The organism is Sphingobium sp. DN12 (assembly GCF_051058005.1).
GTDB lineage: Bacteria > Pseudomonadota > Alphaproteobacteria > Sphingomonadales > Sphingomonadaceae > Sphingobium > Sphingobium yanoikuyae.
On sequence record NZ_CP173717.1, the window covers coordinates 4131635 to 4147981 of the forward strand.

Here is a 16347-nt window from a genome sequence, read left to right on the forward strand (position 1 = left end):
CTCTCCCTTTCTTATTGCGCGACCGGATTGCGGCCCCACAGCTGGTCATAGCGCCAGCCCGACAGATCCTCGACCACTTCGGCCGCGACCGGCGATGTCGGCGTGCGCGCGCCGCTGCGCAGATGCTCGATCTCGCGCATCAATATGTCGTGCGTTGCCGGGCTCAGGCGGAATTTGGTCGACACCCAGATGCCCAGCCCCAGGCAGCCGACCGTGCCGACGCCCAGCAGCAGCGCCATGGTCAGGATCGCGCCATGGCTCTGTTCCGCCGCGCCCGACACGAAGCCGCCAGCCTGCATGATGAAACCCACGCCCGCGACGGCCGCCGCCTGCGTTGCCTTGCGCACGAAGGTCATGACCCCGGCGAAGCTGCCTTCGCGGCGCTGGCCGGTCACGATCTCGTCGACATCGGCCATATAATTATAGGTCGCCCAGGGAATATAGTTGAGCGCGCCGCGGCCCAGGCCGCACAGGATGATCGGCAGCCAGATCCACGGGCTGGTCGCCGGCACGCCGGCAAACCACAGGCCGATCAGCGTCAGGCAGCCGACGGCAAAGTCGGCGGCGGCGACCTGATAGGCCTTGGCCGGCGACGCCCGCAGCGCCAGGTTGATGGCGATGATCACCGCCACGAACTGGACGATATACATGGTGCCCAGCAGGCCCGATGCGATCGCCGTCGATCCGGCCAGCGCGAAGATCACGAAGAAGGTGAAGGCCGCGTTGAAGATGTCCTGGCTGATATAGCCGCCCAGATACATGCCCAGATGCAGGCGGAAGGCGCGGATGCGCATGGTCGAAAACAGGTTGCGGTAGAGCGCCTTCAACGCCTGTCCCGGCCCGCCCGCGCCGACCGGATGCTGGCCGATCGCCTCGGCCGATCCGGGCAGGTGCCGTTCCCAGCTGAACAGGTAGAGCAGCCCCGCCGTGACCATGAACAGGGCGGCAAAGATAATGCCCATGTAGAAGAAGGTGTCGGCGCTGTCGCGGCCCAGCGCGTTGATCAGCCACAGCGGCAGGAAGCCGGCCAGGATCGCCGATGCCTGACCGAACAGGATGCGCGACCCGGCGAATTTCGCCTTGGTGCGATAGTCGGTCGACATTTCAGCCGCGAGCGTCTCGAACGGAATGATCTCCATCGCATAGACCAGCTCGAACAGCACATAGCTGACCAGATAATACCAGAAGCCCTGACCCGGCAGCCACATCAGCGCGAAGCTGGGTAGCAGCGGAATCGCGGCCAGGATGAAGAAGCGGCGGCGGCCGAACTTGCGGCCCAGCCAGGTGCCGCCGAAATGGTCGGAAATATAGCCGATCATCGGCGAGGCGAAGGCGTCCAGGATGCGCGCCACGGCAAAGATGGTCGCCGCCTGCCCGGCGCTAAGGCCACAGAATTGCGTATAGAAGATCAGCACCCAGCCGGAAATGACCGCCATCGATCCCGCGCCCAGCACGTCGTTGGAGCCATAGGCGAGGTAATTTTGCAGGCGGACGGGACGCGCGGTGGATGGGGCAGTCTCGGGCAATTCAGGTCCTCCGCCTAGGGCAATGATCGGCGCTTGGGCTCTTGTTCTGACGCGCGCGGGCATATGAGATATATGCCACATAGTGAACGGCTATCACACGATATGAGACTAATGCAAGCCGCGATCGGCCTTTTCTGCGGTCGCCGGTACGAAGCGGACTGCCTCGATCAGCAGGCCGGGATCGGCACGTTCCAGCGTCACGACATGGCGCCCGCCGCTCAGTCGTTGCGTTAACGTCATGGTCGCCCGATTGTCCAGCACCCCCATCGCCCAGTCGCGACTGCCGGTCTCGCGCCGACTCTCCAGCGCCTGCGTCACGCCGTCGATGCCGACGGTCAGGTGCAGCGCATCGCCATCCCGGTCGGCATAGGTCGGCAAGATATCCACAAGCGCGGTCCATTCGCCCGGTGGCAGGTCGATCGTCGCGCGGCCCACCCCGGCCTTCTCACTTGGCGCCAGCATCGCGCCATGACGACCCAGCCCCTCCACGCGCGTCCATCCGGCGAATCGGTCCGGCGTCAGCAGCGGCAGGACGGGGGCGGCCGGCTGCGCCTTGGCGGGCCCGGCCGGCGGCACCGGCGCATCGACCGGCGGCAGGATCACCGGCGTCTGGCGATAGCTGCGCCATTGCCCGTCCGCCGGCTCCACCGACATGATTCCGCGCCATTTTCCGCCCGCCAGTTCGCGGTTATAATAGGTCGTCAGCCTGTCAATTTCGCTGTCAGCGTCATGGGCGATCATTCCGCGCCGCGTCGCTTCGGCCAGGTCGCTGTCACGCAGCCGGTCATGTGCCTCGGCCGCGAAGAAGCGCCGGTTGGCCGCCGCCGATGCCCGCACCGGATAGGCCAGCAATTCGTAGAAGGCGTCGCGCCGCTCGGCCGGGACCGCCGGCTCAACTTGCGCCAGCGCCGTCTCCATCGCCGCGAACGCCGCCAGCCGTTCATCTGCCTCGCCGATCGTCAGCGGGCTTTGCCGATACTTATCCACAGGCAGATTCCACTGCAGATGCTCGGGCCGGCGGGCGAAATTCAGCCGGTGATAATCGCGCAATATCCCCGCAATGGCGGGCGCCTGCGCGGCATCGACATTCTCCGCCGCCCAGTCTTCCACAAACTTATCCACAGGCTTTGCCCGCACCTTATCCACAGCCCAGGCGAGGCTCAGAAAATAGTCGGTGGCCAGTTCCGCCGGCTTCAAGTCGCCGACATTGGCGACCCAGACCTGCCGCGCGCCGGCATCCCAGGCGCGACCCATCTCCTCGCGGATCAGCGCCGGCGGGGTTGTGGATAACCATAGGTAGGAGAGTGGCGCGCCGAGATAGGAGAGATGATAATAGACGCCCGATCCGCCCTTGCGCGCCCGCTCGGCGGCATCGGGGAAGTGGCGGATATAGCCGAAATTATCGTCCGGCCACATCAGCGTCACATCGTCGGGCACCTTGAGGCCCGCGCGATAGACGTCCAGCACTTCCTTATAGGGCGTGAAGACCTGCGGGGCGTCCGCCGCACCGGCCCTGGCCAGCATCGCCCGCTGGTCGGCAAAGATGCGCTCCAGCGCGGCGCGCCGTTCCTCGACCGTCTTGGGTCCGACCATGCCGCTGTCATGGATGCCGCGCATCCCCAGCGTCCAGATGCTCTCATAGCTGGCATTGCTGCGCACCCGCTCGTCCCAATAGCGCCGCACCCCGTCGGGGTTCTTGAGATAATCGAAATCCTCGGCCGGCGCGGTCCATTCGCCGACATTGTTGCGCAGCATCGGCTCGGCATGGCTCGATCCCATGATGATGGCATAGCGATCGGCCAGTGCCGCATTGGCCGGGTCGGCATTGAAGGGCATCGTCACCTTGTGCATCGCCGGCCACAGCAGATTGGCCTTCAGCCGCAACAGCAGCTCGAAGACCTGTGCATAAGTTTTCGGCCCCAGCGGCTTCTCGTCCGGCGCATGACGGCCCGCTGCCCAGGGCACCAGCCCCCAATCCTCGTCATTCAGGAAAATGCCGCGATATTTGACCGACGGCGGCCCGAAGCGCCGGGCATCCTTCGCCACATAGAGCGCATCGCGATGCAGCGGCGTCACATCCGCCCACCAGTGCCAGGGCGACACGCCGATCGCGCGCGACAGTTCATAGGCGCCATAGGCGGTGCCGCGCCGGTCGCTGCCGATGATCAGCAGCGCGCGCGCCACGCCGGGCGCTGGCCGCTCGACCGGCAGGATCAGGAAACTCTCCCACGCGCCTTTCAGCTTCGCGACATCGATCCGCTTGTCAGCCACCAGCCGATCGATCGCTTCACTATGGCCCAGCGTGCCGATCCACACCTGCGCCGCGCCGCCCTCGGCCGCGCCGGTGACCCGGCCAATATCCTGCTTCAGATCCTCGGCGGCGATCCGCACCACGGCGTCGTCCGCCGGATCGGTGACGATCCGCGCCGCCTGACCCTGCGCCACCAGCGGGAAATCCCCCCGCTGCGCCACCGACCGCACCCAGTCCGCCGCCTGCGCCGGCGTCGCGCCAAGCAGCAGCAGCGCCAGCCACCAGCGCATCAGAAACGCACCATGTTGGTCGTGTCGATCCGCCGATCCGGCAAATCGCGGATCGCGCTGCTGCGAAAGCCGGTCACATGCTCCAGCCGGAAGGCATCCGCGCCGCCCGGCATTTTCAGATAGGATCCATCAAACCCCTCGACATGCTTCAGCCAGAAGGCCGGCCGCGCGTCCGCCGTCCGCGTCCGTATCTCGACATGACTCAGGTCCACATTGCGCGCATGACGGATGAAGAAACCGCTCGCCGGCAGGGGCCCGAACCGGTCGGGATCGGGATAATCCTCTTCCCTGGCCGGTGGATCGATCGCAGCCATCGCCGCGTCGCCACCGCCCGGCTGGTCGATGAAGATATTGCTGATCTGGACGTCCTCGACCGGATGGCCGGCCACGCCCGCGATGATCGATGGTAACATCGATCCGCTCTGGCAGGTGATATTGTCGATCAGCACCCGCCGCATCGATCCCACCGCCGCGCCCGCCGGCCCGCGCATCCGCCGGCCGAGCCGCAGGAACAAAGCCGGGCTGTGACAGCCGCGCATGGCGATGTTGCTGATCGTCACATCCTCCATCACCGCGCCGTCCACCGTTTCCAGCGCGAGGCCCCAGCATTGGTCGAACACGCAATTGCTGATGGTGATATTCTTGAACCCGCCATTGCTTTCGGTGCCGCACTTGATCCGCCCCAGCAGCCAGGTGTCGCGATTGCGCGCCAGCGGCCGGAACGTCCCGTCCAGCAGCGTGCCGACGACATAGGATCCGCTGACATGGCAGTTGGTGATGGTCACATTCTCGGTCGCGCGCGGATAGCCCAGCGCATAGCTGGACTTGGGCACGATCGCATCGTCATAGGGGGTGTTGAGCGTGCAGTTGCTCACCCGCACATTGCGGCAGCAGTCGATGTCGAAGCCGTCGCGGTTGGTGTCGACGGTGAGGTTGTCGATCAGCAGATTGTCGACCCCGGTGGCCAGCAGGGCGAAATGCCCGCCCTCCAGAATGGAAAAGTCCCGCAGCGCGACATTGCGGCAATTCTTGAGCGCGATCGCCTTGTTGCCGACGCCGGGCAGTTCGGCGGCCGGCCGATCCTTGTCGGGATGGCCCCGGCTCAACCCCTTGCCCCAGATCAGCCCGTCGCCGCAGATCGCGATATCATGCAGTCCCTCGCCATGGAACAGGCTGTTGCGCCAGTGATTATGGCCATAATCCTGATAGGGCGCGATCGCCGGGTCCTGCGGCTCGGCCGCATCATAGCCGCCCTTGGCGAGGCCGGTCAGCGGCACCGACGCGGCCAGCAGGGTGGCGCCCCGGTCGAGCCACAGGGTGATGTTGCTCTTCAGGTGAATGGTATAGCAGGCGTAGCTGCCGGGGGGCACATAGACGGTCCCGCCGCCGCGCTCCGCGGCAAAGGCGATCGCTCGGTCGATCGCCGGGCTGTCGATATGCTGGCCATCGCCCTTCGCGCCGAAATCGCGGACATTCGCTATGCCCTGCGGCAGGGCGCGGCCGAAAGCGGGCAGTGCCGCCAGCATGGATATGCCGGCGGCACCTTTCAGCAGGAAACGGCGATCGAACGGTCCTTCCATTTACCCCTCGATCCCCGTTTCCCGTGACTCAGATATAGGTGCGCAGGAACTCGCCGAGTGCGCACATGGCCAGGCTCTGGCCATAGGGCATGGAGGTGAGCGCGATGTCCTTGTAGAACTGCATCGTGTCGCCCATCGCCGTGCCGAAGCTCACCTGCTGCAGCTCGCCGGTCTCGTCGATGTTCGCCAGCACGCCGCGCACCGCCTTGATGCCGACCGCTTCATAATGGCGCGGCAGATAGCCCTTCCGCACGGCCTTCAATATGCCATAGGCAAAGCCGGCGGTGGCCGATGCTTCCAGATAGCTGGTCGGATCGACGATCAGCGTGTGCCACAGGCCGGTTTCGGCGTCCTGCGTCTCGGCCAGCGTCTTCACCTGGGCGGCCAGCGTGTCGATCAGGAAGGTGCGGAAGAAATCGCCTTCCTTCAGGTCGAGGATCTCGATGATCTCGGGGATGGCGATCGTCACCCAGCAATTGCCGCGCGCCCACAGCGCTTCGGCGAAATTGTGGCGACCGTTGAAGTCCCAGCCATGGAACCACAGGCCGGTCTTCGTGTCATAGAGATATTTGATATGGACCAGGAACTGGCGCTTGGCTTCCTCGACATAGGCCGGACGATCCAGCAGCAGGCCGATCTTGGCCAGCGGCAGCACCGACATCATCAGCGTGTCGTCCCACATCTCGCCGGGATTCACGTCATTATAGACGATGTGCTGGAACCCGCCTTCCTCGGTCTTGGGCAGGCCATCGGCCGCCATCAGCCATTCGGCCCAGACGTCCAGATAGGGGATGTAGCGCGGGTCGGGCTCATATTCATACAGATAGGCCAGCGTGATGAACGGGGCCATCGTGTTGATATTCTTGGTCGGCGTGCCTTCGGCAAAGCGATCCTCGAACCACTGCTTGATGATGCCCAGCGCCTTCTGGTCGCCGGTCTGCTCGAAATAGCGCCACATGCCGAACAGGCCGACGCCATGGGTCCATTCCCATCCGGCCCAGCCCTTGGTGTCGATGATGCGACCATCTTCCAGATGGAGCAGGAATTCGCCTGTCTCGTCCTTGATATTGACGAGATTGTCCATCAGCCGGTCGATGGATTCGACGACCTGCTGGCGCGGTACATCATGGGTGAGAGCGGCCACTTACTTGGTCTCCTTGAGGTCTGAAGGTGCGTTTGGCGCGGTCACCATCTGCACCGGCAGACCGCCTTTCACATTGCGTAGGGTGACGAGGCGCACGGTTTCGAGCGCATCGCCCGGCTGACCGTCGGACGTGACGGCCAGCGCGACATGGTTCTGGCCCCTGTGGTTCAGGATGCCTTCGGGAATGGGGAAGGTCCGCTGCGGCCCGACATGGGCGATGAACTGCCCCATGTTCCAGCCGTTGACGAAGATCAGCACACGGTAACGGACCGGCGAACGCGGCTTGCTGGCGTCGCCGAAGCTCAGGCCAATGGTCGCGTCCTGCCCCTTGGGCACGTTGAGGGCAAAGCTGGTGCGATACCAGCTCGTCCCGGCCGTCGCCTGGGTCGCGGGCACGCTGGCCTTGGCCCATGCGCTGTCGTTGAAGCCGGGCAGGTGCCAGCCCATGCGCTCGCCATAAAGGCCGCCATTATTGGCCGGACCACGGGCGACATCGGGCAGATCCTCGCCGCCCTGCTTGCCCTGGATCTTCCAGTTGATCGGCACCGCGAAGCTGCGTCCGCTCGGACCGCCCTCCAGCGATGCGGACACCAGGCCGCGCGCTTCCTTGTGGAAATCGTCGCTGTCCAGATCCCAATTATGGCCATTGTTGCGGACCATGACGGAGAGGACATGCTCGCCCGCCGCCTGCGCCTCCGCCGGCAGGGCAAAGCGCGCCGTGCCGGTGGTGATCGGCCGGGGCAGGCCGCCGGGCGTCTCGCCTTCGCCCAGGAACTTGCCGTCGACCCAGGCCTGCACCAGTCCCGATCCACCCGCGCCATAATAAAGCGACAGCGCCTTGGCATCGGGCGACCCGGTGAAGCGGCCGCGATACCAGACATCGCCGTCATGGAAGCCATAGGCGTCCATCAGCATATTGGGCTGGCCGTCGGGCTTGGCAGTGGTGCTGGCATAGGATCGGTTGTCGATCGCCTGCCAGCCACTATCGTCGAAACCGGGCTGCGCCTCGGGCGAACCCTGCGCCATGCGCCAGTCGTTGAGCGCCGGCAGCGCGACATCAGCCGGGCCGGCGAGCGGCTGGACGGCGGCGATGCTGCCGATGGCTGTCGCCTTCGTCGTCACCTTCGCGCCGTTCCAGCTGACCGAGCGGACCGCCTTGGGCGCCCAGATTTCGAGCGGGCTGGCCGTATTCGTATCGCCGGTCAGCGCCAGCGAACCGCCCTTGGCAAGGCCGCTGCGCACCAGCGCCGGCCCGCGCACCAGCATGTCCTTCTCGCGCCAGTAGCGCGCGCCCTCTGCCTCATCGGCCAGGATCAGGGTCAGTGGCGGACGCCCGCCCCCCTCGATCCGCAGCACGGCGCGGCCCTGATGGCTGTAATCCAGCTTCAGGTCGCCCTTGGCGGCATCGAACGCGCTGTTCGCCTGCCCCTCAACCACCGTCACCTTGGGTGCGGATGCATAGCGCAGCACCGTCTCGCCCGGCTCGCCGGCGCGGCCGTAGAGCAGGATCAGGTCGTTGCCGTCGATCTGCTGTGCCGACTGGAGTTCGGAACTGGAATAGACCAGCCGCTGCCCGCCCAGCGTCACGCTCGCGACCAGCCATTTGGCATCGAAGCCATTGAGCTGCATCGGCACGGTGTAGCGGCCATCGGGCAGGTCGGCGGTGAAGCTGAAATTGTCGCTCGTCTGCCCGTTGGACGGCTTGTGCGTCACCATCAGGAAGCGCGCGTCCGTCTCCGGGCTCTTATTGTGATAGACCTGGATATTGGGCGAGCTGATCTCCGGCGTCCCCGCCGGGATCATGCCGGCCATATCGGGGACGGAGGCGATCAGGCCGCCCAGCTGCTTCATCTCCAGCGCCTTTTCGCGAATTTCGCGCGGCTCGGAAATGGCGGAGCCATAATCATAGCTGCTGAACACCACCGGTGCGGGCAGCCAGCCCCAGCTGGTGCCGCCATAGCCCATGTAGAAGCTCTGGATGCCGATGCCATTGGCGAGGTTGGTGCCATAGAAGACGCGCTGGAACCGCTTGCCACGCTGGATCGCGTTGCACTCATAGCCGCCGTTCGACCCCCAATAGTCGAACCAGCCGCCGCCGAACTCGGCCAGGAATCCGGGCGTGTCGGGCGAGGCCGAAGCGCCGCCCTTGGCGCCGCCGGGGCCATAATAGCCCCAGTCGGGCGCGGCCGACCCGCGCGTCGGCTTGCCATCCACGGTGCAGGTGCCGCCGGGATAGCCATCGAACGCATACATGTCGTTCGGGCTGTGGACGACCTTGTCCACCTTGCTGCTTTCCGGCGCCCAGTAACCGTTGCGGCCCTGGTCATTGTGGAACAGCGGCACGGTGATGCCGTCGGCCCGTGCCTTGGCATAGAGATGGTCCATGTAGCGCCGCTGCGCCGGCGTGGTCATCGCCAGCTCATTCTCGATCTGGTGCAGGATCACGCCATATTTGCGACTCGGATCATTGTTGATCTGGTGCTTGGCGATGATCGCGTTGACCTTGGTCAGCCATTCGTCGGCCGCCGCCATATAATCGGGGTCATCGGTGCGGGCGCGGGCGCGCTGGTTGACCAGCCAGCCGGGAAAGCCGCCGCGCGACAGTTCCGCATTCACATAGGGACCGGCGCGGGTGATGACGTAGAGGCCTTCCTCCTCCGCCATCGTCAGCAGCCGGTCGATGTCACGGATACCACTAAAGTCGTACACGCCCTTTTTCGGGCTGTGGAAACCCCAGTCGAAATAGACGGCGACGCTGTTGAAGCCGCTCGCCTTCATCTTCTGCAGGATGTCGCGCCACAAATCGGGCGAGGGCAGGCGGAAATGATGGAATTCCGACGACCAGATCACCATCCGCTTGCCGTCGATCATCAGCGATCGCGCATCATAGGAGACGCGGCCGAACGTCTTGACCGGGGCGGAGAGATTGGCGGTTGGTTTGGCCTGCTGCGCCAGGACGGGCGTGGCCAGCATGGTGCCAAGGGCGAGGGCGGCGATGAAGCTACGCATGGATGTCAGCCTGTCCCTGCACTCAATCCATGTGGAACAGCAGCGACAGCGGCCATTCCTTGGGCTGGTTGCTCGGCTGCACTTCCATCAGTGGCGCCATATAATCCCACCAGCGCTTCATGATCGGATGGTCGGGCAGGCTGTCGCGGCTATTGTCCTCGCGCAGCTTCAGCACCGCGAACAGGCTCAGCGTCTCTTCGTCCAGAAAGATCGAATAGTCATGGATGCCCGACTCGGTCAGCAGCGCCGACAATTCCGGCCAGATCTCGTCATGGCGCTTGCGATATTCCGCGACCACGCCGGGCTTGAGCTGCATCTTGAAGGCGTGGACGGACATCGGCTCTCCCCTATGAACCATATTATGGAACTCGAAACCGATATTTGGGTAACATCGTCCCACATGTTCGTCAAATGCTAAGAATGGGTGGGACGATGTCCGTTTCAGCGCGCCAGGATCGGGCTGTTGCGGATCGTCAGGCCGGCGACATCATCGAACAGCGCCGCTGGCCGTGCGTCGGGCGTCGCCGTCTCGGCGGAAAAGCGCTCGATCGTCAGCCGCTCGGCATGGCGTGCCCATAAGGCCCAGCTTGGCAGCACGCCGAACATGCTGGGCTCGGGATAGGCATCGGCCAGTTCGGCGGGCCGGCGCGCCGCATCCTGCGCGGTGCCGCCACCCTGATAGACCAGATGCACGTCGCGCAGCGTCACGTCGCGCACCGGATGGCCCGGCAGGCCGGCAATGCTCGCGGCAAATCTGTGGTCGATCCCGCGCGCATCCACCTCGCTGATCTCCACGCCGCTGATCGCGCCGATGCCTGTGCCGTCCGGTCCGCGCCGCCGGTCGCCGATGCGCAGGAAGATCGGCGCGGTCGTCACCTCGCGCATGGTCAGCCGCCGCGCGACGATATTTTCCATGACCCCGCCATCGACGGTTTCCAGCGCCAGCCCACGGCAACGGGTGAAGCGGCAATCCTCGATCCGGATATTGCGATATCCGCCATTGCTCTCGGTGCCGAGCTTGATGCGGCCGGTGACCCGGTCCTGGTCGGGTGCGATCTGCTGCGTGCTGCGTTTCGTGCCGTCCAGCATCGATCCCATGTCATAACCGGACACGTCGCAGTCGCGGATCAGGATATTCTCCGATGCGATCGCCCGCCCCAGCGCATAGCTGCTCTTGACGACGATGCCGTCATCATTGGGCGAATTGACCCGGCAGCGTTCCACCACCACGTCGCGCACGCAGTCCAGGTCGATACCGTCGCGTTCGGTGTCGATCGCCAGATTGTCGATGCGCAATTGCTGCGTGCCGGTCGCGATGATCGCGAAATGCCCGCCCTTCAGGATCGAAAAGCCGCTCAAATGAATGTTGCGGCCATTCTTCAGCGCGATCGCCTTGTTGCCAAGGCCATTCATCTTCGCGGCATCGGGCTCCAGCTCGGCAATCTGTGCGTCGCTCATGCCGCGCATCGACAGCGGCCGTTCGCCCGCCTGCTTCTTCCAGCGCGCGCCCGGTCCGTCGCGGGTCAGGCCCAGGCCGTGGATCATGCCGGGGCCAAGAATCGCGACCTCGACCAGATCCTCACCCCAGATCAGGCTATTGTGCCAATGGCTATGGCCGAAATCCTGATAAAGCTGGTCGATCCCCGTCTCGGGCAGGTCATAGCGGCCAGCATGGCGCGCCGGATCGGCCGCCTCGATCACCGCGCCTTCGCCGATGACCAGGGTGACATGGCTCTTCAGCCGGATCGAGAAGCAGAGGTAGCGGCCGCGCGGCAGCAGCACCGTGCCGCCACCCGCCCGCGACGCGGCCAGGATCGCCGCATTGATCGCATCGCTGTCGATCGCGATGCCGTCGCCGCGCGCACCATGGTCGCGCACGTTGAACCGCCGCGCCGCATGACCGGCAAAGGGAAAGGCGGTGCCGGGCGCCAGCAGCGCGCCGACCGCCAGGCCCAGGCTCATCTCGCGCCGGCTCATCCGCAACATGGCTCAGTTACCTGCCGGACGCACATCGCTATGCGCCCGGCTCGGCACGATCGCCACCTGCGCGGCGCTCGGCGGTTGGGCCGGCACAAAGGGGGGGGCGACGATATGCGGCGCCAGTTCGGGAATCTGCGCCCTGATCCGCTCGGCCACCGCGCTCGCCAGCAGCCAGGCACCATAATTATCATGATGGGTCTTGTCCCTGCCGCCATCATTGAAGGCGGTCGGTGCGACCTGGGGCCCGAGCGCTTCGTAGATGGCACGGCTGTCGGCATTGAGGTCGATCAGCGGCACCCGTTCCTCAGCCGCCAGCTTGCGCACTGCATCGGCATAGCTGCCCAGCGTATCCTTGATGTGGCCATTCTCGTCGAAATTGCGCCGTTCGGGGGACGTCACCAGCGCCGCATGGGCGCCGCGCCGCCGCGCCTCGGCGATATAGGCGCGCAGATAGGCGGGGTAGGTGGTGGCCGCATCGGCATAGGTTTGCGGCCATTCCTGTTTCTGGTCATTATGGCCGAACTGGATGAACAGCCAGTCGCCCGGCTTCACCGCCGACAGCAGCTTGTCGAAGCGCAGGTCGGTGAGGAAGGATTTGAGCGTCGCACCCGACTTGGCATGGTTGGCGACCGCGACATTGCCGTCCAGCATTACGGGGAGCATCTGGCCCCAGCTCGCTGCCGGCTCGGCCGCCTGATCGGTGACGGTCGAATCGCCGGCCAGGAAGATGGTCGGTGCGCTCACCGGCTCGATCGTCACCGAAGCGACCTGGGGCTTGCCCAGAAATTCCAGTGTCAGCCGGTCGTCCCACGTATATTCGCGCGCGTCGCCCGCAGTGATCCGCACGGCCGTTCCGCCCGGTGCATTGGCGGGCGGCGGTGGCAGGGCTGGGCTGCGGACATTGACCAGGAACTGCCGCTCGACGAACTGCCCCTTCTTGGTCGCGACATTGCGCAGCATCAGCCGCCGCGCCTCCGCCTTGACCGTCGTGTCGCCAGCCGCCTTGCGGTTGCCCAGCGTCAGCGTCACCCGATAGGTGCCGTCGGGCACCGCCACCGAAAACAGGAAATCATCGTCCGTGCTGCCCGGTTCCATGCCATGGCCGCCAGCCTGATAGGGCGTCTGCCGTGTGGCACTGCCCGACGACAGGTCGAAGGATTGCGGCGCGGCGATGGAGGATCCTGCCATCAGGATCAGGGCAAGGCTGGTGCTGAGCGGCATGACGCAAACATCCTGAGCGAGACAAATAGGGGAGCGCGCCAAGACGCGCTCCCCCAAGAAAACCGCCCGTGCAGAGGCGGAAGCAGGAATCCGGTCGCGATCACGATGGGATCGGTCTCATAAATTGATAGCATGATCCATATATAGGGAAAAAATTCCGGTCAATCCCTCCCTGCATCCAATGCGATCAGCGTCATGGCGGTCCACATCGTGGAACTTGCGATCATATTATGATTTTTATGGAAATGTCGTGAAATATAATATAGTGTGACACAAAATTTCACATAGTGGGAATGCTGGCGAGGGCCGGCACATTGGGGAGGAAGTCATGATCGAGCATTACAGCCGTATTGCGTCCGCGCGCCGTTCGTCGGTGATCGCGCTGGCCGTCGCCATGCTGGCGGGCGCGCCGGCCTTTGCGCAGGACCAGGCGCCGCAGGCGCAGCCCGACCAGGAAAATGCCGACATCGTCGTCACCGGCTTCCGGGCCTCGCTCAACAGCGCGCTCAGCATGAAGCGGCAGGAAGCCGCCGCGATCGACTCGATCGTCGCCGAAGATATCGGCAAGTTCCCCGACTCCAACCTCGCCGAATCGATGCAGCGCGTGCCGGGCATCGCGCTCCAGCGCGGCGATGGCGGCGAAGGCCGCAACATCTCGGTCCGCGGCCTTGGCCCGGCTTTCACCCGCACCCGCATCAACGGCATGGAAGGCACGTCGCAGACCGGTTCGTCGGACATTTACGGCGCCGGCAATAATGGCCGCAGCTTCGACTTCAACGTCTTCCCGACCGAAATCTTCTCGGCCCTGTCGGTGCGCAAGACGCCCTCGGCCGATGTCGAGGAAGGCTCGCTCGGCGCGACGGTCGATCTGAGCGCGCCCAAGCCGATGGAGCAGAAGGAGGATTTCGTCCTCTCGATGACCGCGCGCGGCGTCTATAACGAGCTGTCGAAGGAGGTCGATCCGCGTGCCTCGCTGCTGGTGTCGAAGAAGTTCGGCGACAGCGGCTTCGGCATCCTCGGCTCGGTCGCCTATCAGAAGCGCCATATCCGCGAAGTCGGCTATTCGGCGGTGGACATCCTGTCGGCCAATACCAATGGCGGTTTCTGCTCGCCGGTCGGCTTCGCGCCGCAGAACCCGGCCGACAATGCTGCCAAGGGCGCCGATGCGCTCAATTGCTCGACCGGCAATCCGCGCACCAGCACCAGCGCCGCCTATCAGGCCATCTATGATCTGCGTCGCGACGACCTGCCCAATACGCCGGGCAGCGGCGCCTTCCTGCCGCGCATTCCGCGCTACCTCAATTCGGAACAGAATCAGGAACGGATTGGCGGGTCGCTGACCCTGCAGTTCAACCCCGACGACGACACCGACATCTCGCTCGACATGCTCTATTCGCGGTTCGAGGTGACCCGGCGCGACAATTATATCGCTGCCATCTCCTTCGCCCGCTCGGCCGCCAATAACGGCCAGCCGATGACCTCCGTGCGCGATATCGAGTTCGACGAGAATGGTTCGCTGGTCCAGGGCGTGTTCGACGGCGTCGACGTCCGTTCCGAAGGGCTGGTCGATCATTTCGTTTCGACCTTCAAGCAGGCCAACCTCAACTTCCGCCGTCGCCTCAACGACAGTCTGGAACTGAGCGGCATCGTCGGATTCAACCGCTCCATCTGGGACGGCAAGAAGCGTCTCCAGACCTTCATGGACGCGATCGACACCGATGGTTTCTCGATCGACTATAGCAAGGGCGGCACCACCCCGACCTTGGGCTTCGGTATCGACGTCAATGACCCTGCCAGCTTCAACTATGCGCCGGGCCGCGCCGACGGCACCGTGCTGGGCGGCTTCAGCTATCAGGGCAAGCCGTCGAAGAACACCACCGACAACATGACCGCCGACATCAACCTCAAATGGACGGTCAGCGACGCCTTCTCGATCAAGGGCGGCGCGCAATATCGGCGCAGCAATTTCCTCTCGACCTTCCTGCGTCCCTATAATGCCGATACCGTGGTGCGGGCGCTGCCGGCCGGCACGACGCTGGCCGATATCACCACCACCATCACCGGCGTCGACAAGCTGTGGGGCCATGGCGCCCCGTCCAGCTGGGCGGCGATCGATCCCGACAAATGGGCCGATACCTTCGGCTTCGACGATGTCCGCTATTGCGGCGTCGAATGTGGCGGCGGCCGCAGCCGCGTGCGCGAAGAGGTCATGAGCAGCTATCTCATGGCCAATTTCGACCTCAGCGATGCGATCGGCTTCGGCATTCGCGGTGACGTTGGCGTGCGCTACGTCAAGACCGACATGCTGTCGTCGGGTTATATCGCCGTGGCTCAGGCCAGCTCGCCGACGGGTCTGACCGGCCAATTCGCGGCCGCCAGCAACAGCTATGACGATTGGCTGCCCTCGGCGAACATCGTCGTCGAACCGGTCGAGAATGTCCTGGTCCGCTTCTCCGGCGCGAAGGTCATGGCCCGTCCGGAACTCGGCCTGCTGACCCCGACCAGCGGCGTCAATCCGGTCACCCGCGTCGGCAATGTCAACAATCCGTTCCTCGACCCGATCCGCGCCAACACCTTCGACGTCGCGGTCGAATGGTATTTCCGCCCCGGTTCGCTGCTCTCGGCCGCCTTCTTCTACAAGGACATCAAGAGCTTCATCCAGAATGTGAACAGCCAGATCCCGTTCAACCAGCTCGGGTTGCCCAACGCTCTGCTGGAAAACAGCAACACCTTGCCGGATGAGTTGTTCACCGTGTCGCAGCCGTTCAACACGCCGGGCGGCAAGCTCAAGGGCATCGAGCTCAATGCCCAGATTCCCTTCACCTTCCTCGACGGCTTCTTCAGCAATTTCGGCGTGCTGGCCAACTACACCCATGTCACGTCGAAGATCGACTATATCCTCGCCAGCGTGAATGGCGTGCCGACCGTGACGACCACGGCGGACCTGGTCGGCCTGTCGCCGAACACCGCGTCGGGCACGCTCTATTATGAGGATGACAAATTCTCGATCCGCACCACCGGCAACTTCCGCGACAAGTTCATCCGCGGCATTCCGGCCTCGCCCGGCAGCGACCTTCAGGGCAATGCCAAGACCTTCTACATGGATGCGTCGGCCAGCTATAATGTCACCGATCGCCTGAAGATCATCGTCGAGGCGCAGAACCTGACCGACGAACAGAACCGCCTCTATATCGACAGTCAGCGTCAGGACACGCTGTTCGAAACCCGCATCGGTCGCACCTTCACCTTTGGCGTGACCTACCGGATGTAATTTCCCAGTCCTCCCCAACCTCAAAGGGCACGGCTACCGTTGGTAACCGTGCCCATTTTCTTATCCGGGACGAAA

Annotated in this window: 9 protein-coding genes; 1 reads left to right on the forward strand and 8 read right to left on the reverse strand. The window is 64.4% G+C overall.

Going from position 1 to position 16347, the window contains the following annotated elements; genetic code table 11:
• Positions 1–11 precede the first annotated feature (11 nt).
• From ACI6S0_RS19605 to ACI6S0_RS19640, 8 genes are all read right to left on the reverse strand, one after another.
• Entirely contained in the window at positions 12–1526 is a 1515-nt protein-coding gene (locus ACI6S0_RS19605; RefSeq protein ID WP_017500972.1) for an MFS transporter, read from the reverse strand.
• A gap of 108 nt (positions 1527–1634) precedes the next feature.
• Positions 1635–4067 carry a glycosyl hydrolase 115 family protein gene (locus ACI6S0_RS19610; RefSeq protein WP_434404043.1) on the reverse strand — a complete coding sequence of 811 codons (2433 nt, stop codon included), beginning with the start codon at positions 4065–4067 and terminating at the stop codon, positions 1635–1637.
• Positions 4067–5647, reverse strand: a complete 1581-nt coding sequence (locus ACI6S0_RS19615; protein WP_434404044.1) for a rhamnogalacturonidase — start codon at positions 5645–5647, stop codon at positions 4067–4069. Before ACI6S0_RS19615 ends, ACI6S0_RS19610 begins: the two co-directional genes overlap by 1 nt.
• A gap of 28 nt (positions 5648–5675) precedes the next feature.
• Positions 5676–6791, reverse strand: a complete 1116-nt coding sequence (locus ACI6S0_RS19620; RefSeq protein ID WP_017500975.1) for a glycoside hydrolase family 88/105 protein — start codon at positions 6789–6791, stop codon at positions 5676–5678.
• The gene (locus ACI6S0_RS19625) at positions 6792–9800 is read right to left on the reverse strand and encodes a glycoside hydrolase family 35 protein (protein ID WP_434404045.1); all 3009 of its coding nucleotides are present in this window, start codon (positions 9798–9800) and stop codon (positions 6792–6794) included.
• Positions 9801–9822: 22 nt separating this feature from the next.
• A complete protein-coding gene (locus tag ACI6S0_RS19630; RefSeq protein ID WP_037508075.1) occupies positions 9823–10137 on the reverse strand; it encodes an L-rhamnose mutarotase in 315 nt (104 codons plus the stop codon).
• Positions 10138–10241: 104 nt separating this feature from the next.
• A complete protein-coding gene (locus ACI6S0_RS19635; RefSeq protein ID WP_434405968.1) occupies positions 10242–11777 on the reverse strand; it encodes a rhamnogalacturonidase in 1536 nt (511 codons plus the stop codon).
• 12 nt (positions 11778–11789) lie between these two features.
• The gene (locus tag ACI6S0_RS19640) at positions 11790–13001 is read right to left on the reverse strand and encodes a rhamnogalacturonan acetylesterase (RefSeq protein ID WP_434404046.1); all 1212 of its coding nucleotides are present in this window, start codon (positions 12999–13001) and stop codon (positions 11790–11792) included.
• Between the two features lie 328 nt (positions 13002–13329).
• On the opposite strand from ACI6S0_RS19640, the gene ACI6S0_RS19645 reads away from it, so the two are divergent.
• The gene (locus ACI6S0_RS19645) at positions 13330–16272 is read left to right on the forward strand and encodes a TonB-dependent receptor (protein WP_434404047.1); all 2943 of its coding nucleotides are present in this window, start codon (positions 13330–13332) and stop codon (positions 16270–16272) included.
• Positions 16273–16347 lie beyond the last annotated feature (75 nt).